The sequence below is a fragment of the Burkholderia sp. A9 genome, assembly GCF_000801975.1.
On the sequence record NZ_JSZN01000016.1, the window covers coordinates 49,596 to 67,073 of the forward strand.

Below are 17,478 nucleotides of genomic sequence, written 5' to 3' on the forward strand. Positions count from 1 at the left end.
ATGATCGTTCGGCCGCGCGAGCACTGGCTGCGGATGCTGCTGGTCTGGAACGGCTCGGTGCTGCCGACCATCCTGCCGCAGCTCGTGGTCACGCTCGCGATCAGCCTCGTCGCGGTCTGGGGCGGCGGCCGCGTGCTCGGCGAAAAGGTGCCGCTGAACCCGACGCCGTTCACGCTGATCGGCCTCACGCTCGCGATCTTCGCAGGGTTCCGCAACAACGCGAGCTACGAACGCTACCGCGAGGGGCGGCAGCTGTGGGGCGGCGTGCTGACCGCCACGCGCACGCTGGTGTCGCAGGCGCTCTGCTACGGCGCGATCGACGCTGACGACGCGGCGCGCCGCGCGTTCGTCCGCAAGGTCGTCGCGTTCGTCTATGCGCTGAAGCATCAACTGCGCGGCACCGATCCGGCGGCCGACCTGCGCACGCTGCTCGACAGCGGTACCTATGCGCGCATCGTCGCCGCCCGTTATGCGCCGATCGCGATCGTGCACGAACTGCGCGAAGCATTCGCCGCGCGCGCCGATGCGGGCCATCTCGCCGATACGCGGCTGTGGATGCTCGACGCGCGCCTCGACGATCTCGTGTCGATGGTGAGCGGCTGCGAACGCATCGCGTCGACACCGATCCCGTTCTCGTACGACGTGCTGCTGCACCGGACCATCTACGCATACTGCGTGCTGCTGCCGTTCGGCCTCGTCGATTCGATCGGCGCGGCGACGCCGTTCGTCACCGTGTTCGTCGCCTATACGCTGATCGCGCTCGATGCGATCGCGCACGCGATCGCCGAGCCGTTCGGCGACGGGCCGAACCACCTCGCACTCGATGCGATGACGCGGATGATCGAGCGTACGCTGCTCGAACTGAACCGCGAACCGCTGCCGGCGGAAGTGACGCCCGGCCCGGCATACCGGCTCACCTGACGCGCCGCCCGCGCCGCGCCATTCAGTCGCGACGGCCGCGCAGGAAGCCGCCCCCCCGGCGGCCGCGTCCGCGATCCGCCGCAGCAGCACGACGCCACGCAGCAGATCGACGCCGCAGGTGCGCTGCTGCACCTGAGCCCCGATCCGGTGCTCGCGGACGTAATAAAGACTTGCAATCGATACAGGCGGAAACGTCAACAGCCGGGACACCTGCCGCGTTTTTTCGACAAGCGCCCATGATTCGGGCGCGCAACGACAGGAGAAAACGTCATGCGAGCCCTTACCCGCCATCTCGCGATCGCCGCCACCCTGATGTCGGTGCTGACCGGCACCGCGTTCGCCGAAACGCCGTGGCAGCAAGCGCATCCACGCCGCGAAGAGGTCAATCAGCGTCTCGCCAACCAGAATCGCCGGATCCATCACGAAGTGATGGAAGGCGAGATGTCGCACGCACAGGCCACGCGCCTGCACCGTGACGACCGCAAGATCCGCCAGGAAGAGCGGGACATGGCCGCGCAGGATCGCGGCCACATAACGCAGAGCGAAAAGCACGTGCTGAACCAGCAGGAAAATGCGGTCAGCCACAAGATCGGCCAGTAACGCCGGCAAGCGTCAATTCGCCATCGCTTGAATCGCCCGCTGCCGCCGTGCGACAGCGGGCGCTTGTTGTATCGAATCGTTTCAGCGGGTCATTCGCGTCAAGTGCCGCGGGTATACTCCGACGTCACTCGCCGCCCGTATCGACTCGACCGTCAATCACGACACGATTTCGGCGGCGTCGTTGCGAAGCTCCGCGTTTCGCGTACCCCGCGCCCCAGCCTCGACACGAGACACACGACGATCCCGATCATGAAACGATTCCTGTTGCTCCTTCCCGCCGCCCTGCTCGCCGCCTGCGGCTCGGCGCCCTCGTCCGATTCCGCCGCGTCCGGTTCGGCGCCGATGATCTACGTGTCGTCGGCGCGTCCGGCCCACGCGATCGCCAATTGCCTCGACAGCCGCCTGTCCGGCACCGAGCGGTCGCAGCACAACGGCGTGACCGACATCACCGTCGGGTCGCGCTCGTACTTCGTCACGCTCACGCCGTCCGGCAACGGTTCGGTCGTCAAGGTCGTGCGCGGTTCGGGCAGCGAGCCGGCCGAGGAAGCGATGCGCTTCGCGATCGCGCGCTGCGTGATCTGACCGGCGCCGGCGCCGGGCGCCTCGCCCGGCCCGCACGCCGCTTGCCCTGGGCGCCGTCCCGCGCGCCCATCGAATATTTTCATCCGGGCCGCCGTCGATGAGAGAATCGCACCACGATTCCTTTCCCACGGAGCCCGCATGAAGCATCTGCTGTCCCGGTTGTTCGTCAGCGCCGCGCTCGTCGCACTGGTTCCGGCGCTGCCGGCACAAGCCGCAACGCCGCCCGGCATTTTCGTCGTCGCCACGCAGCTCAGCGAATTCACGACCCTCGATCCGAGCGAAATCTACGAGCTCGTGCCGTCCGAGTACGTCGCGAACACCTATGAACGGCTCGTGCGGGTCGACCTGAAGGACCCGACGCGCTTCGACGGGCAGATCGCGCAAGCGTGGACGGTCGGCGCCGACGGCGTCACCTACACCTTCAAGCTGCGCCCCGGCCTCGCCTTTCATTCCGGCAACCCGGTCAGCGCCGACGACGTCGCGTGGTCCCTGCAGCGCACCATCCTGCTCGACAAGGGTCCGGCCGGCGTGCTGGCCGATCTCGGCCTCACGAAGGCGAACGTGATGCAGAAGGTGCGCGCGGTCGATCCGCAGACCTTCGTGCTCGAAACCGACCGCAAGTACGCACCGAGCTTCGTGCTCAACGTGCTGAGCGCGTGCCCGGCGTCGGTCCTCGACAAGAAGCTGCTGCTGTCGCACCAGCAGGGCAACGATCTCGGCGGCAGCTGGCTGAAGACCAACGATGCCGGCTCGGGCCCGTACCAGCTCGTCAAGTGGACGCCGAACGAGAGCATCGTGCTGCAGCGCTTCGACAAGTACCGTGCGCCGTACCCGATGAAACGCGTCGTGCTGCGCCACGTGCCCGAGGCGTCCGCGCAGCGGCTGCTGCTCGAGAACGGCGACGTCGACGCGGCGCGCAACCTGAGCCCCGACAGCCTCGCCGCGCTGACCAAGGCCGGCAAGATCAAGGTCGCATCGTGGCCCGTGTCCGCGCTGCTGTACCTGAGCCTGAACACGAAGAACCCGAACCTCGCGAAGCCGGACGTGCAGCAGGCGATGAAGTGGCTGGTCGACTACGACGGCATCCAGCGCAACATCGTCAGCACGACCTACAAGGTGCACGAGACCTTCCTGCCCGAAGGCTTCCTCGGCACGCTGAATGCGAATCCGTACAAGCTCAACGTCGCGAAGGCGAAGGCGCTGCTCGCGAAGGCCGGCTTGCCGAACGGCTTCGACGTGACGATGGACATGCCCAACGACTATCCGTTCATCGAGATCGCACAGGCGCTGCAGGCGAACTTCGCGCAAGGCGGCATCCGCGTGAAGCTGATCCCGGGCGACGCGAAGCAGGCGATCGGCAAGTACCGCGCGCGCCAGCACGACATCTTCATCGGCGAATGGTCGCCCGACTACATGGACCCGAACAGCAACGCGCGCGGCTTCGCCTGGAATCCGGACAATTCCGACCAGTCGAAGACGAAGATGCTCGCGTGGCGCAACAGCTGGGACATCCCGCAACTGACGAAGGACACCGAGGCCGCACTCGTCGAGCCGTCGCCCGCGAAGCGCGCACAGCGTTATGAGGCGCTGCAGAAGGCCGTGCTCGCGAATTCGCCGTTCGTCATCATGTTCGAGAAGGTCGTACAGGTCGCGACGCGCCCCGGCACCACCGGGCCCGAGATCGGGCCGATCAACGATCTCGTGTCGTACCGCACGCTGGCGAAGCCATAAGATTCGCCGCATGTCGACTCCCGCCTCCTCCCTCGAAGCACTGCGCACGCTGCCCGCGCGGCGCCCGGCCGTACGCTGGGCGCTGCGCATGCTGCGCTGGGCGCTCACGCTCGCCGTCACGTTCGCGGGGCTGCTCGCGCTGACCTTCGTGATCGGCCGCAAGGTGCCGATCGATCCCGTGCTCGCGATCCTCGGCGATCGCGCGTCGGCCGAGGCGTATGCGGCCGAGCGCATCGCGCTCGGCCTCGACAAGCCGCTCGTCACGCAGTTCCTGATCTACGCGCGCGACGTGCTGCACGGCAATCTCGGCATGTCGCTGCTGACGTCGAACCCGGTGCTCGACGACATCAAGCGCGTGTTCCCGGCCACGCTCGAACTCGCGACGATCGCGACGCTGATCGGCATCGCAATCGGCGTGCCGCTCGGCGTCGCGGCCGCGGTAAAGCACAACCGGCCGATCGACCACATCGCGCGCTTCATCGGCCTGATCGGCAATTCGGTGCCGGTGTTCTGGCTCGGGCTGATGGGGCTGCTGCTGTTCTATGCCCGGCTGCACTGGGTCGGCGGGCCCGGCCGGCTCGATCCCGCGTACGACGGCATGGTCGACCCGCGCACGGGCAGCCTGCTGATCGACTCGGCGCTCGCCGGCGAATGGGACGTGTTCAGCAACGCGGTGTCGCACATCGCGCTGCCGGCGGCGATCCTCGGCTACTACTCGGTTGCGTACCTGAGCCGGATGACGCGTTCGTTCATGCTCGACCAGCTGAGCCAGGAATACATCGTCACCGCGCGCGCGAAGGGCTTGTCGGAGCGCCGCGTGATCTGGCGGCATGCGTTCGGCAACATCGCGGTGCCGCTCCTGACCGTGATCGCGCTCACCTACAGCAACCTGCTCGAAGGCTCGGTGCTGACCGAGATCGTATTCGCGTGGCCGGGGCTCGGCTCGTATCTGACGGGTGCGCTGCTGAACGCCGACATGAACGCGGTGCTCGGCGCGACGCTCGTGATCGGCGCGATGTTCATCACCGTCAACCTGCTGACCGACGCGCTGTACCGCGTGTTCGATCCGCGTGCGCGCTGAGGGCCGCTGCGCCATGACTGCTTCCACCCTGCTTCTTTCCCCGTCCATGCCGAAGGCTGTCCGATCATGAATGCCGAGCGTCTCACGCTGCGCGCGTGGCTGCTTTCCGATGCGCCCGCGTCGCGCTCGCAGGCCGCGTTCGGCCTCGCGTATCGCCGCTGGCGCCGCTTCGCCGGCAATCCGCTCAACCTGTTCGGGCTCGCGATCCTGGTCGCGCTGATCGTCGTCGCGATCGTCAGCCCGCTGATCATGCCGCACGATCCGCTGCATCAGGTGCTGCCCGACCGCCTGCTGCCGCCCGGTTCGGCATCGCACTGGTTCGGCACCGACCAGCTCGGCCGCGACATCCTTGCGCGGATGATCGCCGGTTCGCGCCTCACGCTCGGCATCGCGCTGCTCGTCGTCGTGATCGTCGTGCCGGTCGGCCTGCTGATCGGCATGACCGCCGGCTATTGCGGCGGCTTCGTCGACAGCGTGCTGATGCGCTTCACCGACATCGCGCTCGCGTTCCCGAAGATCGTGCTCGCGCTCGCGTTCGCGGCCGCGCTCGGGCCGGGCGTGATCAACGCGGTCGTCGCGATCTCGATCACCGCGTGGCCCGCATACGCGCGGCTCGCACGCGCGGAGACGATCCGCATCGCGCAGGCCGATTTCATCCACGCGGCACGGCTGCAAGGCGCGTCGGGCCCGCGGATCCTGCTGCGCTACATCATGCCGCTGTGCATGTCGTCGGTGATCGTGCGCGCGACGCTCGACATGGCCGGCATCATCCTGACCGTCGCGGGCCTCGGCTTCCTCGGCCTCGGCGCGCAGCCGCCGAGCCCCGAATGGGGCTTCATGGTCGCGTCGGGCCGCAACGTGCTACTCGACGCTTGGTGGGTTGCGACGCTGCCCGGCATCGCGATCCTGCTCGTCAGCCTCGCATTCAACCTGCTCGGCGACGGGCTGCGCGACGTCTTCGATCCGCGTCATGGAGCGTGACATGTCACTGAATTCCGTCAACGCACCCGCGCCGCTGTGCGAGATCGACGGCCTGAAGATCGGCTTTCGCGGGCACGACGGCGTCGTCACCGACGCGGTGCGCGACCTGTCGCTGACGCTCGCGCCCGGCGAACGGCTCGGCATCGTCGGCGAATCGGGTTCCGGCAAATCGCTGACGGGCCGCGCGCTGCTCGGCCTGCTGCCTGAAGCCGCGCACTGCTCGGCCCGCACGATGCGCTTCGCGGGCCACGACCTGCTCGCGCTGTCGGCGCGTGAACGACGGCGCCTGTGCGGCAGCCAGATGGGGATGATCCTGCAGGACCCGAAGTATTCGCTGAACCCGGTGATGACCGTCGCGCAGCAGATGGGCGAAGCGTTCCGGTTGCACGAGCCGGGTTTGCGCGGCCGCGCGCTGCGCGAGCGGATCGTCGACGCGCTCGCGGCCGTGCAGATCCGCGATCCGGCACGCGTCGCCGACGCGTATCCGCACGAACTGTCGGGCGGCATGGGCCAGCGCGTGATGATCGCGATGATGGTGTCGACCGGCCCGCGCCTCTTGATCGCCGACGAGCCGACGTCCGCGCTCGACGTCGCGGTGTCGATGCAGGTGCTCGCGGTGCTCGACGCGATGATCGCGCGGCATGGCACGGGGCTGATGTTCATCAGCCACGACCTGCCGCTCGTGATGTCGTTCTGCGATCGCGTCGCCGTGATGTATGCAGGCCGCGTCGTCGAAACCTGCGCGGCGCGCGACCTGCGCGATGCGACGCATCCGTACACGCGCGGCTTGCTCGCGGCGAACCCGCCGCTCGCGAACCCGCCCGACGAACTGCCCGTGCTGCGGCGCGACCCGGCGTGGCTCGACGCCGCGTCGCCCGCGGGCGCAGCACTGCCACCACAGGAGCCCGCACGATGATCGACGTCGATCACGCCTCGATCCGTTTTCCGACCCGCACGGGTCATGTCGATGCCGTGCGCGATGCGAGTCTTGCGGTGCGCGACGGTGAAGTGTTCGGGCTCGTCGGCGAGTCGGGCTCCGGCAAGTCGACGCTGCTGCGCGCGCTGACCGGCCTCGTGCCGCTCGCGGGCGGCAGCCTGTCGATCGACGGCCGGCCCGTCGGCGGCACGCCGGATCGCGCATTCCGCCGCCACGTGCAGATGGTGTTCCAGGATCCGTACGCGTCACTGCATCCGCGCTTCACCGTCGACCAGGCGCTGCGCGAGCCGCTGTCGATCCACCGCATCGACGACGCCGACGCGCGCATCGCCCGCACGCTGTCCGAAGTCGGGCTCGGCCCGGCGTTCCGCTTCCGCTATCCGCACCAGTTGTCGGGCGGCCAGCGCCAGCGTGTCGCGATCGCGCGCGCGCTGATCGTCGAGCCGCGCGTGCTGCTGCTCGACGAGCCGACCTCCGCGCTCGACGTATCGGTGCAGGCCGAGATCCTGAACCTGCTGCGGCGCCTGCATCGCGAACGCAACCTGACGATGATCCTCGTGAGCCACAACCTCGCGGTGATCGGCTTCCTGTGCCAGCGCATCGCCGTGATGCAGCATGGCGAGATCGTCGAACAGCTGCGGATCGAGGACGTGCGTGCCGGGCAGGTCGCACGCGACTACACGCGCACGCTGCTGCGCGCGACCGAAGGCTACCGCCGCCTCGATCCGGCAGTCGACGCGCCCGCGGCCTGATCGCGGCCTGATACGCGTCGCCCGACGATATCGCGACCGTTCGCACGCGCGAACACTGGATCACCTACGCCGCCCGCAATGCGGCATGCCGGCCGCCGCCACGTTCCGTCGGCCGGTCATTCCCGCGTTGATCCGCTTCGAATAACGAATAACGAATAGCGAATAGCGCGACCGACGAAATCGGCATCTCGACCGATTTCGGTAGCGGGACGAACACGCTCGCTCGCCGCCCCCTGCTGCCTGCTCCCTCGCACCGCCCCGCCTGAATGTCGCTACCGGCGACAAATAACTTAGTACTTGTACTACGCAAAAAGAGATTTGATTCGTACACGTCAAATTACAAAATCATTACATCGTCAGCATAATTCAATCCGAAACGCGCCATTCTGAGATTTAAATTCAATACGCGCTTTCGAAAGTCGAACTTTATTTGGAGTTTTTAAATATGAAGAACCTCAAGCGCAGCGCAATCCCGTTCCTCCTCGTCGCAGCCGGCGCCGCCTTTTCGTCCGCGGCCCACGCGGCGGAAGGCACCATCAACTTCAACGGCAAGATCATCGCGTCGACCTGCAGCGTCGAAGGCGGATCGGACCTCACCGTCCCGCTGCCGCCGGTCAGCACCAAGGCGCTTGCCGACGTCGGCTCCGTCGCCGGTCGCAGCGCATTCTCGCTGGCGCTCAAGGGTTGCACGGTCGGCGACGAAAACCCGGTGAAGGTCGGCGTCATCTTCGAGAACGGCACGAACGTTGACGGGTCGAGCGGCCGTCTGAAGATCGACTCGGGTGAAATGGCCGCGGAAGGCGTCCAGATCAACGTGCTGGATGATCAGCAGAACCTGATCCCCATCGGCGCCCAAACCGGTGCCAACACGCAACTCGTCGATATCGACAGCGACGGCAACGCGAAGCTCAACTACTTCGCCGAGTACTACGCGTCAGACGCCGTGAAGGCAGGCGACGTCACCTCGCGCGTCGAGTACTCGCTGATCTACCAGTAAGAGCGAGCACGTGGAGGTCGCCGCCCCGGCGATCTCCGCCCCGTCACGCCGCGCGGTGCGGAAACCGCCGGTTCAGCCCGGCTCCGTCCGCGTCCTTCCAACGATCCGACTCTCTACGCCCATGAAACTGTTGAAGCTCTTCCGTACGCTGACCCTGGCCGTCACCGCATTCGCGTCGCAAGCCGACGCAAGCGTCGTGATCGCCGGCACGCGCGTGATCTTCCCGTCCAGCGAGCGCGAGGTCACGATCCAACTCACGAACGACAGCAAGCGTCCGGCGCTGGTGCAGGCGTGGCTCGACGACGGCAATAGCGGCGCGTTGCCCGAGAACATCGACGTGCCGTTCACGCTGACGCCGTCGATCTTCCGGATGGAATCCGGCAACGGCCAGACGCTGCGTCTCGTGCACACCGGCGAACCGCTGCCGGCCGACCGGGAATCGCTGTTCTGGCTGAACGTGCTCGAAGTGCCGCCGAAGGCATCCGCGGACGACAACCGGAACCGCATCCAGCTCGCGTTCCGCTCCCGCATCAAGATCATGTATCGCCCCGACGGGCTGGCCGGCAACGCCGACGATGCGCCGATGCAGCTCGACTGGCGTGTGGTTCGCGTCGATGGCGGCTACGCGCTCGAGGCAAGCAATCCGACGCCGTTCGTCGTCAATTTCGGCAACGTCCTGCTGAATGCCGCCGGCCGCAAGCATGACGCCGGCATGGGTTACGTGCTGCCCCACGGCACGCAACGATTCCCGATCAAGAATCTCACCGCAGCGCCGGTCGCGGGTGCAACGGTCGAGTTCGGCAGCATCAACGACTGGGGCCGGTCAATCGACATCAAGCGTCCGGTCAGCGTCGCCCCGTAGCGCGGCCGACCGCTTCATCTCCTTTCGTCCGCCGCCCTTTTTTGCCGTCCCGACCAGACGGCCAGGAATCCCCGGATCCGGTATTCGCCACGCAGCAACGCACGCGCCCGCGCGACTGCGTCGGCGCAATGCATCCGTTCGATCCGACACTTTCCGGAGTACTGCTCATGACCTCGACTCGACTGCTGCGCCACGCCGTGGCCGACATGCCCCGCATCAAGCCGATCCATCTGATGGTGGTGGCTTGCGTCGGCTCGTGGTCGAGCGATGGCCGCGCGACGACGCAAACGCCCGCCGAAAGCACGCTCGCACAAGTCGAGTTCGACGGCGCATTCATGCAGCATCGCCTGGGCAAGCATTTCGACGTGTCGCGCTTCGCCCAGCGCAACGTGACGGCGCCGGGCGTGTACACCGCGGACATCCATGTCGGCGCCGACTGGATCGGCCGCTATGACGTACGCTTCGCGGCCGCGCCGGACTCGGGCGACGCGCGGCCGTGCTTCGACCGCGCGCTGCTCGAACGCGTCGGTCTCGATTTCAGCAAGCTCGCGCCGGACGTCGTCGCGGAGCTTGACGGCGACCGCGCATGCCTGCGGATCGAGCAAGTCGTGCCGGATGCAAGCGCGTCGTTCGATTTCACGCGCCAGGTGCTGCGGCTCTCGATCCCGCAGGCATCGCTCGCGCGCAAGGCGCGCGGCTACGTGAACCCCGATCAATGGACCGCCGGCGAAACCGTCGGCCTGCTCGGCTACAACTTCAATCTCTACACGTCGAAGGCCAGCGGTCATACGACCCAGACGCAAGGCTATCTCGGCCTGAACGGCGGCGTGAACCTCGGCAGCTGGCGCTTTCGCCACGAAGGCTCCTTTTCATGGTCGTCGCGCGGTCAGAGCCGGTATCAGGATCTCGCGACCTATCTCCAGCGCGACCTGCCGTCGCTGTCGTCGCAACTCGTCATCGGCGAAAGCTACACGTCGGGAGAGCTGTTCGATTCGACGCAGTTCCGCGGCGTGCGCCTGTCGACGGACGACCGGATGCTGCCCGACTCGCTGCGCGGCTATGCGCCCGTGGTGCGCGGCATCGCGAACAGCAACGCGAAGGTGACGATCCGCCAGAACGACGTGACGATCTACGAGACGACGGTCGCGCCCGGCAATTTCGAAATCGACGACCTGTACCCGACCGGCTATGGCGGCGACCTGGTGGTGTCGGTCTCCGAGGCCGACGGCTCCGTGCATACGTTCTCCGTGCCCTACGCCGCCGTGCCGATGTCGCTGCGGCCGGGCATCAGCCGCTACAGCTTCGTCGCGGGCATGCTGCGCAATCCGTACGGATCGAGCCAGCCGCTGTTCACACAGGCCACGTACCAGCGCGGCCTGACCAACCTGCTGACGGGCTACGGCGGCGTCACGCTTTCCGCCGGTTACGCATCCGCGATGCTGGGTGCCGCCTTCAATACGTCGTTCGGCGCATTCGGCGCGGACGTGACGCATGCCATGACCTCGATTCCGGGCACGAAGCGCTACAGCGGTTCGAGCGTGCGCGTCAGCTATGCGAAGTCCGTCGAGGCGACCGGCACCGACATCGCCCTTGCCGCGTATCGTTATTCGACGGATGGCTATTTCGGCCTCAACGACGCGACGCAGGCGCGCGATGCCGTACGTGACGGCCGCCTGGCCAGCTCGATCTGGCGTCAACGCCAGCGCGCGTCGCTCGCGTTGACGCAGCGCCTCGGCGCGACCGGCGGGCGCATCAACGCCACGGCATCGGCCGTGAACTACTGGAATCGGTCCGGCTCGGACGTCAACTATTCGATCGGCTATACGAACCAGTTCCGCAACCTGTCCTATAGCCTGACGGCCACGCGGCAGCGCAATGCGGGCGGCGACATGAGCACGCTCTATTACGCGAGCGTCACGATCCCGTTCGGCCGCGAGCGCCCGATGACCGTCACCGGCAACGTGTCGCGCGACACGCTCGGCCGCACCCGGCTGCAGTCGACGCTGTCCGGATCGCTCGGCGACGATCACGCGCTGTCGTACAGCGTCAGCGCGAACCATTCGTCCGGGTCGAACTCGGCCACGGACGGCAGCGCCAACGTCACGTACCGCACACGCATGGCCGAAATCAATGCCAGCGCGGGCGCCAGCACGGACTTCCAGCAGGGCTCGCTCGGCGTGCGCGGCGCGCTGGTCGCGCACCGCGGCGGCATCACGTTTTCGCAGCCGTTATCCGAGACGTTCGCGATCGTCGAGGCGCCGGGTGCGGCCGGCGCGCGCATCACGAACGCGACAGGCGTCAAGGTCGACGGCAACGGTTACGCGGTCGTGCCCTACCTGACGCCATACAGCCTCAATACGGTCGCGCTCGATCCGAAGGGAATCTCGATGGACGTCGAGCTGAAGGAAACCAGCCGCCAGATCGCGCCGCGCGCCGGTGCGGTGCCGCTCATCCGGTTTGCGACCGACACCGGCCGCGCCGCGCTCGTCCGGGCACCGCAGGCCAACGGTACGCCGCTGCCGTTCGGCGCCGTCGTGCACGACGAGACCGGCAAGGAAGTCGGCGTCGTCTCCCAGGCGAGCAAGATCTTCGCGCGCGGACTCAACGACCGTGGCTCGCTGACGGTTCAATGGGGCACCGACGGTCGATCGGTCTGCCGCATCGCATACGAGCTTCCCGTCGCGCAACGTCGCGGGCGATCGCCCGGCGTACAGACCGTCACGAGCGTCTGCCAGGCCGATTCGACGACCGCTGCCATTCAATAAGGAATTCAGATGACATACTTTTATTCATCGTCCGAATCGCCCCGGTTTACGAGCCTGGCAGGCATGGCGCACACGCGCGACGCACGCGGCGGCGTCGCCCGATGCACGGCCCGCATGATCGGGGTTGCGTCGACCTTGCTGCTGGCATGCGCCGCATTCGCGACCGACGCGGCTGCGGCGGCCCTCTATGCATTCGGGCAGGCAACGGTTTCGAGCCCGTCGAACGCGACGCCCGGAACGGTCGTCGCCCGTCAATACTTCACACCGCAGGAAGTTTGCGGCGCAAGCACCTGCCAGATCACGAACATCCTGATGTACTCGAAGGGCAGCGTGTGGGGTAGCACCGACGGCCCCGACCTCGAAACCAACGTGTCCGGTCTGTCGACGCGGATACTGATCGACGGCAAGGTGGCCGTCTCGACGACGAAAGGAATACTGAGCAATGCGGTCGAGGTACAGTTGTTTCGCGACAGCCGTCAGCCGCGGGACGGTTCGCTCAATTCAGGTTCCTTCAACGGGTATTTCCTCGTCAATTACAAGTCCGGCATCTTGGGTCAAACGGCAACGGTCTTCCTCGCCGCGAAAGTCAGCTTCATCAACGGAACGTGCTCGATTCCCGACCAGAACGTCACGCTGCCGCCCGTGCAGCAACGCGACTTCAACGGCGTGGGTTCGACCGCCGGCGCGACCGATTTCCAGGTGCAGCTGAACAACTGCCCGGCAGGCTACAACCGAATCGGCTACCAGTTGGCCCCGCTGGACGACGTGGTCGTCGGCACGCCCGGCGGGATGCAGTTGCGTCCGGATGCCAAGGCGACCGGTATCGGCATCCATATCGCCGATGCCGCGACCGGTCAGCCGCTGACGCTGCGAACATCGCACACGGTGACGAACTACAACCGGGCCACCGGCGGATCGCCGTCGATTCCGCTCCGCGCGTCCTACCTGCAAACGGGAGCGAAGATCGGCGGCGGTTCCGTTCATGCCGCGGCGCAGGTCCTGCTCGACTATCAATGAACGGCATGCGTTACCGGCGACGCCGACATCCGCGCGACACGGCGCCGCGCGATACTCGGCTCCCGCCACCGGGAACCTCGGTGCGCCACACGAGTCCATTCCCTTTCGTCAACAGCTCAACAGCTATAGGGAGGCGTTCATGCTGCAATTCATCGAAACCCTGGTGGTCGGGCTCATCGTCGGCCTCCTCGCCCGTGCGCTCAAGCCCGGCGACGACAAGATGGGCATCCTGATGACCATCGTGCTCGGCGTCGTCGGCTCGCTCGTGGCGGGTTACGTCGGCCGTGCCGCCGGCTGGTATGGACCGGGCCAGGGCGCCGGCTGGATCGCGTCGATCATCGGTGCGATCGTGCTGCTCGTGATCGTCGGCGCCGTGCGCAAGCGCGCGGGCTGACCGCCGCATCACCCGCTTCAATGCAAAACAGCCGCTCGTCACGAGCGGCTGTTTTCTTTGGGCGCACCGCGATGCGCGGGATTGCCGACTCGTTGAGTCCTCAACGACTCACCTGCAAACGCCGCATCCATCGACGCCCTCTTCCGCGAGCTTACGCCACCGGCAATACCCTGACTTGCGGCTCCACAAATTTGAGATAAATTGATTGAAGAAATACGGCGTCATTTGCTGATTGCCGCTATTTCCGGATTTTCATTCAAGAGGTTCGATGAAGTTGCCGTTTACGCATACAGCACCGCAGCGTTGACGGACTGCCACTCGAGCGGCCCCGCTGCGACGCGCTTCCTCTCTGGAGCCTGTCATGAAGCATCGCCTGTTTGCCGCCTCGTTTGCCCTGGCTGCCTCGCTTCTGGCCTCGTCCTCTGCATTTGCCGCCGGCACGTCCGGCGTCATTCACTTCACCGGCATGATCGTCGAGCCGCCGTGCTCGTTCGCGCTCGATACGACCGACGCCGCGCATGCGCACGTCCGTCCCGACTGCCCGCGCCCGGCCCGCGGGCAAGTCGCCTTCGTCGACGCGGCCAGCCTGCGCACGATCAAGACCACCACCTTTACGCAGGCTTCGCGCGCAATCGTTTTACCGGACGGCGCGGGCAACGCGCATGCGCCGATGATCGCCGTCGTAACCTACCAGTAGAGCCCGCCGCCGGAAATGCCGTGCGTCAGTCGCGATGGCACGCGATCCAGTCGCTGAACGCGCGGATCTTCTGCTGGCTGCCGATGTTCTCGGGATAGACGAAGAAATAGCGGGCGCCGGTCTCGAGCACGATGTCGAACGGCCGTTCGAGCCGGCGCGCGCTGACGTCGTCGTCGACGAGCGTCACGTCGCCGATGGCAACGCCGAAGCCCTGCATGGCCGCGTTCGTCGCGAGATCGAGCGTGTCGAAGGTCGGCCCGCGCTCCGCATCGACGGCGCGCTCGCCCGCGTGGTCGAGCCACGCGCGCCAGTCGCGATGGTCGCGCGTGGGATGCAGCAGCGTATGGCGCGCGAGATCGCCGACCGCATCGAGCGGTGCGGCCTGCCGCAGCTCGGGTGCGCACACCGGCGTCAGCCGTTCGTCGAACAGCGGCAGCGCGAACACGCCAGCGCCCGGCGACGTGCCGTAGACGATCGCCGCATCGAACGGCTCGGTCGAGAAATCGACGACGTGCTGCCATGCGGTCGTGATCTGCACATGGAGATCGGGGTGCTCGCCCTGGAAACGCATGATGCGCGGCAGCATCCAGCGCATCACGCAGGTCGGCACCTTCAGCGCGAGATCGGTGCGCTGCCGCGTGAGCTTCATCGAGATGTCCTCGATCCGCGCGAAACTCTCGTTGACGACCGGCAGCAATTGCTCGCCCTCCGCCGTCAGCGTGAGACCCTTCGCGTGCCGCTTGAACAACGGGAAACCGTAATGCGCCTCGAGCGTCTGGATCTGCCGGCTCACCGCGCCCTGCGTGAGGCACAGCTGTTCGGCAGCGCGCGTGAAGCTGCGGTGGCGAGCCACCGTCGAGAAGATCTGCAGCGCGTGCAGGGGCGGAAGTCGGCGCATGACGAAGCGGGTAAACGGAACGGCCGCGCCGAACGACGGCGCGGCAAGACCGCGCGCCGACACCGGCGCGCGCTGACCGACACGATAAGCCAAACGCCGGCTTTGCGCGAGGTGCGCCGCTCGCTCAGGCCGGCGCGACGAGCGCACCCGTCGCGATGTGCGCCGCCGACGCGACGACGTCCGCGCGGGCCGCCGCGTCGGCACTCGGCTGCGTGAACGACACCGCCAGCACGATCGGCGCGCGCGACGGCGGCCACAGCACCGCGACGTCGGTCGTCGTACCGTAGCCTCCGGTGCCGGTTTTGTCGGCGACACGCCAGCCGGGTGGCACGCCGGCCGCGATCCCGGTCGCGCCGCGCGCGCCGCCGGTCATCCATTCCGTCAGCTGCGCACGCTGCGGTTCGCGTAGCGTGTCGCCGAGCAGCAGCCGCTGCAGCGTGTCGACCATCGCGACCGGCGTCGACGTATCGCGCAGGTCGCCGGGTGCGGCCTGGTTCAGTTCGGGTTCCCAGCGATCGAGGCGGAACGCGGGGTCGCCGCTCTCGTGCGCGAACGACGTGACGGCCTGCGGGCCGCCGAGCACGCCCATCAGCAGGTTCCCCGCGCCCTTGTCGTTCGACTGCAGCAGCGCCATGCAAAGCTGCGCGATCGTCATGCCCGTGTCGACATGGCTTTCCGTCACCGGCGAGCCCGCCACGACTTCATAGCGGCGATACAGGATGCGGCGCGGCAGCAGCGACGCGTCGAGCGAACCGCGCGCGAGTATCGCGGCGGCGGCGACGACCGCATAGGTGCCGCACAGCGGGAAGCGCTCGCGCGCATGATGCGCGATGCGCGTGCCGTTCGACGTATCGAGCGCGGCGACGCCGAGCCGGCCGTTCGACGCTTTTTCGAGTGCGGCGAGTTCGGCTTGGGCGGCACGGGCGCGCGCCTGGTCGGCGACGGGTGCCGACGAGCACGCGGCAACGAACGGCGCGGCGACGGCGGCGAGCAACAGCGAACGGCGTGTCGGAGAGTGATCCATGGATGAAGGGTGTTCTGTCGGAAGCGGTGGCACGGAGCAACGCACGCGCGCAGCGTCGATGCGCGCGCGTTCACGCCGACGGCCGGCTCGCGACGGCATTCACCGCGCATCCCCGAAAGACATCCGTCGGCCCCGCAGTCGGCGGGACTCGCATGAACAGACCCTAGCGTAGCAGCGACCGCGGCCGCGTTCCAGCGACGCGGCCTGCTTCAGCCTTGCGACGAAGGCAGGTACGGTATCGGATTGACGGGCTTGCCGTCGCGCCGCACTTCGAACAGCAGCGCGACGCGCGCGTTGTCGAGGTCGCCCATCTCGGCGATCTCGTCGCCCTGGCGCACGATGTCGCCCGTCTTCACGAGCAGCTTGCGGTTGTGCGCATAAGCGGTCAGGAAATCCGCGTTGTGCTGGACGATGATCAGGCTGCCGTAATCGTTCAGGCCCGTGCCCGCGTACATCACGCGGCCGGCGGCCGCCGCGCGGACCGGGTCGCCCGGCCGGCCGGCGATCTGGATGCCGCGGTTCTGCCCCGGCCGGAACGCATCGACGATCCTGCCCTGTGCGGGCCAGGTGAGCGACACCCCGCCCGCATGCCGCTTGGTTTCCTTCACGACCTGCCGGTCGCTTGCCGTCGATGCGCTCGCCTGCGTGGCACCTGTCGCCGTGCTCGCGGCAGCCGGCGCGCCAACCGTCGCGCCCGGCGCCTGCAACGGTTGCTGCCGGACGATGCGCAGCACCTGCCCCATGCGCAGCTTGCCGCGCGCATCGAGCTTGTTCCAGGTGCGCAGATCGGCGACGCTGCAGTCGTTCGCGGACGCGATGCCCAAGAGCGTGTCGCCGCGCTTCACGACGTAATTCTGCGCGACGAAAATCGGCGCCGGCGGTACGGCGGACGTGGCGGCCGACGACGCGTCGGGGCGGCCCGACGGCGATCCCGCCAGCGTGTCGCTCGGCGGAACGGACTGCGTGCTGGCACAACCGGCCATGACGAGCACGGCGGCCAGGCCCGATAGCCGCGCCGCGTTGCGGCAAATCTCGTGCTGTTTCATGGACGATCGACTCCGGTTTGACAATCTTTCAAGCATCTCAAAAACGGAACGGCACACGTGTAACCGGATGCAAACAATGATGACAAACCATCACGAACCGGACGCCGGCGCACATTTGCTACCGGTAAAACGGCCGAATTCGGAAAAACTTGACGGTTCCCGCCGCCTGAAGCGGAAGAAATTTCACCTCCCG

17 protein-coding genes are annotated in these 17,478 nt (G+C 67.1%); 14 read left to right on the forward strand and 3 right to left on the reverse strand.

All coding sequences use genetic code 11. From position 1 onward, the window contains the following. The 14 genes from PI86_RS08230 to PI86_RS08295 all read left to right on the forward strand — a co-directional run bounded on the left by PI86_RS08230 (window position 1) and on the right by PI86_RS08295 (window position 14,317). Window positions 1-921 carry a bestrophin family protein gene (locus PI86_RS08230; protein WP_039320848.1) on the forward strand — a complete coding sequence of 307 codons (921 nt, stop codon included), beginning with the start codon at window positions 1-3 and terminating at the stop codon, window positions 919-921. 270 nt (window positions 922-1,191) lie between these two features. Beyond that, window positions 1,192-1,521, forward strand: coding sequence for a hypothetical protein (locus PI86_RS08235; protein ID WP_039320850.1), 330 nt, complete (start codon window positions 1,192-1,194; stop codon window positions 1,519-1,521). 249 nt (window positions 1,522-1,770) lie between these two features. Further along, window positions 1,771-2,103 (forward strand): sugar ABC transporter ATPase, encoded by a 333-nt coding sequence (locus tag PI86_RS08240; RefSeq protein ID WP_014899031.1) that lies wholly within the window; start codon window positions 1,771-1,773, stop codon window positions 2,101-2,103. Window positions 2,104-2,241: 138 nt separating this feature from the next. Next, window positions 2,242-3,834 carry an ABC transporter substrate-binding protein gene (locus PI86_RS08245; protein ID WP_039320853.1) on the forward strand — a complete coding sequence of 531 codons (1,593 nt, stop codon included), beginning with the start codon at window positions 2,242-2,244 and terminating at the stop codon, window positions 3,832-3,834. 10 nt (window positions 3,835-3,844) lie between these two features. After that, window positions 3,845-4,915: an ABC transporter permease gene (locus tag PI86_RS08250; RefSeq protein ID WP_039320855.1), complete on the forward strand. Its 1,071-nt coding sequence runs from the start codon at window positions 3,845-3,847 to the stop codon at window positions 4,913-4,915. Between the two features lie 66 nt (window positions 4,916-4,981). Continuing rightward, the gene (nikC, locus tag PI86_RS08255; protein ID WP_039320857.1) at window positions 4,982-5,896 is read left to right on the forward strand and encodes a nickel transporter permease; all 915 of its coding nucleotides are present in this window, start codon (window positions 4,982-4,984) and stop codon (window positions 5,894-5,896) included. Window position 5,897: 1 nt separating this feature from the next. Next, window positions 5,898-6,812 (forward strand): ABC transporter ATP-binding protein, encoded by a 915-nt coding sequence (locus PI86_RS08260; RefSeq protein ID WP_039320859.1) that lies wholly within the window; start codon window positions 5,898-5,900, stop codon window positions 6,810-6,812. Continuing rightward, window positions 6,809-7,585, forward strand: coding sequence for an ABC transporter ATP-binding protein (locus PI86_RS08265; protein ID WP_039320861.1), 777 nt, complete (start codon window positions 6,809-6,811; stop codon window positions 7,583-7,585). The genes PI86_RS08260 and PI86_RS08265 overlap by 4 nt, the downstream gene beginning before the upstream one ends. A gap of 445 nt (window positions 7,586-8,030) precedes the next feature. Further along, a complete protein-coding gene (locus tag PI86_RS08270; RefSeq protein WP_039320875.1) occupies window positions 8,031-8,582 on the forward strand; it encodes a fimbrial protein in 552 nt (183 codons plus the stop codon). Between the two features lie 121 nt (window positions 8,583-8,703). Then, complete coding sequence (locus PI86_RS08275; RefSeq protein WP_039320878.1) at window positions 8,704-9,444, forward strand: fimbrial biogenesis chaperone; 741 nt, start codon at window positions 8,704-8,706, stop codon at window positions 9,442-9,444. A 167-nt stretch (window positions 9,445-9,611) separates the two neighbouring features. Further along, the gene (locus PI86_RS08280) at window positions 9,612-12,209 is read left to right on the forward strand and encodes a fimbria/pilus outer membrane usher protein (protein ID WP_039320880.1); all 2,598 of its coding nucleotides are present in this window, start codon (window positions 9,612-9,614) and stop codon (window positions 12,207-12,209) included. Between the two features lie 63 nt (window positions 12,210-12,272). Then, complete coding sequence (locus PI86_RS08285; protein WP_235362711.1) at window positions 12,273-13,226, forward strand: fimbrial protein; 954 nt, start codon at window positions 12,273-12,275, stop codon at window positions 13,224-13,226. Window positions 13,227-13,365: 139 nt separating this feature from the next. Beyond that, window positions 13,366-13,620: a GlsB/YeaQ/YmgE family stress response membrane protein gene (locus tag PI86_RS08290; protein WP_014899021.1), complete on the forward strand. Its 255-nt coding sequence runs from the start codon at window positions 13,366-13,368 to the stop codon at window positions 13,618-13,620. A gap of 361 nt (window positions 13,621-13,981) precedes the next feature. Further along, window positions 13,982-14,317 carry a hypothetical protein gene (locus tag PI86_RS08295; RefSeq protein ID WP_014899020.1) on the forward strand — a complete coding sequence of 112 codons (336 nt, stop codon included), beginning with the start codon at window positions 13,982-13,984 and terminating at the stop codon, window positions 14,315-14,317. 25 nt (window positions 14,318-14,342) lie between these two features. On the opposite strand, the gene PI86_RS08300 is transcribed toward PI86_RS08295, so the two are convergent. From PI86_RS08300 to PI86_RS08310, 3 genes are all read right to left on the reverse strand, one after another. Beyond that, window positions 14,343-15,215 carry a LysR substrate-binding domain-containing protein gene (locus tag PI86_RS08300; protein WP_014899019.1) on the reverse strand — a complete coding sequence of 291 codons (873 nt, stop codon included), beginning with the start codon at window positions 15,213-15,215 and terminating at the stop codon, window positions 14,343-14,345. 124 nt (window positions 15,216-15,339) lie between these two features. Next, window positions 15,340-16,239 (reverse strand): class A beta-lactamase, encoded by a 900-nt coding sequence (gene bla, locus PI86_RS08305; RefSeq protein ID WP_039320885.1) that lies wholly within the window; start codon window positions 16,237-16,239, stop codon window positions 15,340-15,342. Window positions 16,240-16,448: 209 nt separating this feature from the next. Next, window positions 16,449-17,285, reverse strand: a complete 837-nt coding sequence (locus PI86_RS08310; RefSeq protein WP_039320889.1) for a peptidoglycan DD-metalloendopeptidase family protein — start codon at window positions 17,283-17,285, stop codon at window positions 16,449-16,451. Window positions 17,286-17,478 lie beyond the last annotated feature (193 nt).

What these genes read in the sequence shown, in the direction of transcription:
- PI86_RS08230 (WP_039320848.1), top strand. Translation starts at nt 1, where the DNA reads ATGATCGTTCGGCCGCGCGAGCACTGGCTGCGGATGCTGCTGGTCTGG.
- PI86_RS08235 (WP_039320850.1), top strand. Translation starts at nt 1,192, where the DNA reads ATGCGAGCCCTTACCCGCCATCTCGCGATCGCCGCCACCCTGATGTCG.
- PI86_RS08240 (WP_014899031.1), top strand. Translation starts at nt 1,771, where the DNA reads ATGAAACGATTCCTGTTGCTCCTTCCCGCCGCCCTGCTCGCCGCCTGC.
- PI86_RS08245 (WP_039320853.1), top strand. Translation starts at nt 2,242, where the DNA reads ATGAAGCATCTGCTGTCCCGGTTGTTCGTCAGCGCCGCGCTCGTCGCA.
- PI86_RS08250 (WP_039320855.1), top strand. Translation starts at nt 3,845, where the DNA reads ATGTCGACTCCCGCCTCCTCCCTCGAAGCACTGCGCACGCTGCCCGCG.
- nikC (WP_039320857.1), top strand. Translation starts at nt 4,982, where the DNA reads ATGAATGCCGAGCGTCTCACGCTGCGCGCGTGGCTGCTTTCCGATGCG.
- PI86_RS08260 (WP_039320859.1), top strand. Translation starts at nt 5,898, where the DNA reads ATGTCACTGAATTCCGTCAACGCACCCGCGCCGCTGTGCGAGATCGAC.
- PI86_RS08265 (WP_039320861.1), top strand. Translation starts at nt 6,809, where the DNA reads ATGATCGACGTCGATCACGCCTCGATCCGTTTTCCGACCCGCACGGGT.
- PI86_RS08270 (WP_039320875.1), top strand. Translation starts at nt 8,031, where the DNA reads ATGAAGAACCTCAAGCGCAGCGCAATCCCGTTCCTCCTCGTCGCAGCC.
- PI86_RS08275 (WP_039320878.1), top strand. Translation starts at nt 8,704, where the DNA reads ATGAAACTGTTGAAGCTCTTCCGTACGCTGACCCTGGCCGTCACCGCA.
- PI86_RS08280 (WP_039320880.1), top strand. Translation starts at nt 9,612, where the DNA reads ATGACCTCGACTCGACTGCTGCGCCACGCCGTGGCCGACATGCCCCGC.
- PI86_RS08285 (WP_235362711.1), top strand. Translation starts at nt 12,273, where the DNA reads ATGGCGCACACGCGCGACGCACGCGGCGGCGTCGCCCGATGCACGGCC.
- PI86_RS08290 (WP_014899021.1), top strand. Translation starts at nt 13,366, where the DNA reads ATGCTGCAATTCATCGAAACCCTGGTGGTCGGGCTCATCGTCGGCCTC.
- PI86_RS08295 (WP_014899020.1), top strand. Translation starts at nt 13,982, where the DNA reads ATGAAGCATCGCCTGTTTGCCGCCTCGTTTGCCCTGGCTGCCTCGCTT.
- PI86_RS08300 (WP_014899019.1), bottom strand. Translation starts at nt 15,215, where the DNA reads ATGCGCCGACTTCCGCCCCTGCACGCGCTGCAGATCTTCTCGACGGTG.
- bla (WP_039320885.1), bottom strand. Translation starts at nt 16,239, where the DNA reads ATGGATCACTCTCCGACACGCCGTTCGCTGTTGCTCGCCGCCGTCGCC.
- PI86_RS08310 (WP_039320889.1), bottom strand. Translation starts at nt 17,285, where the DNA reads ATGAAACAGCACGAGATTTGCCGCAACGCGGCGCGGCTATCGGGCCTG.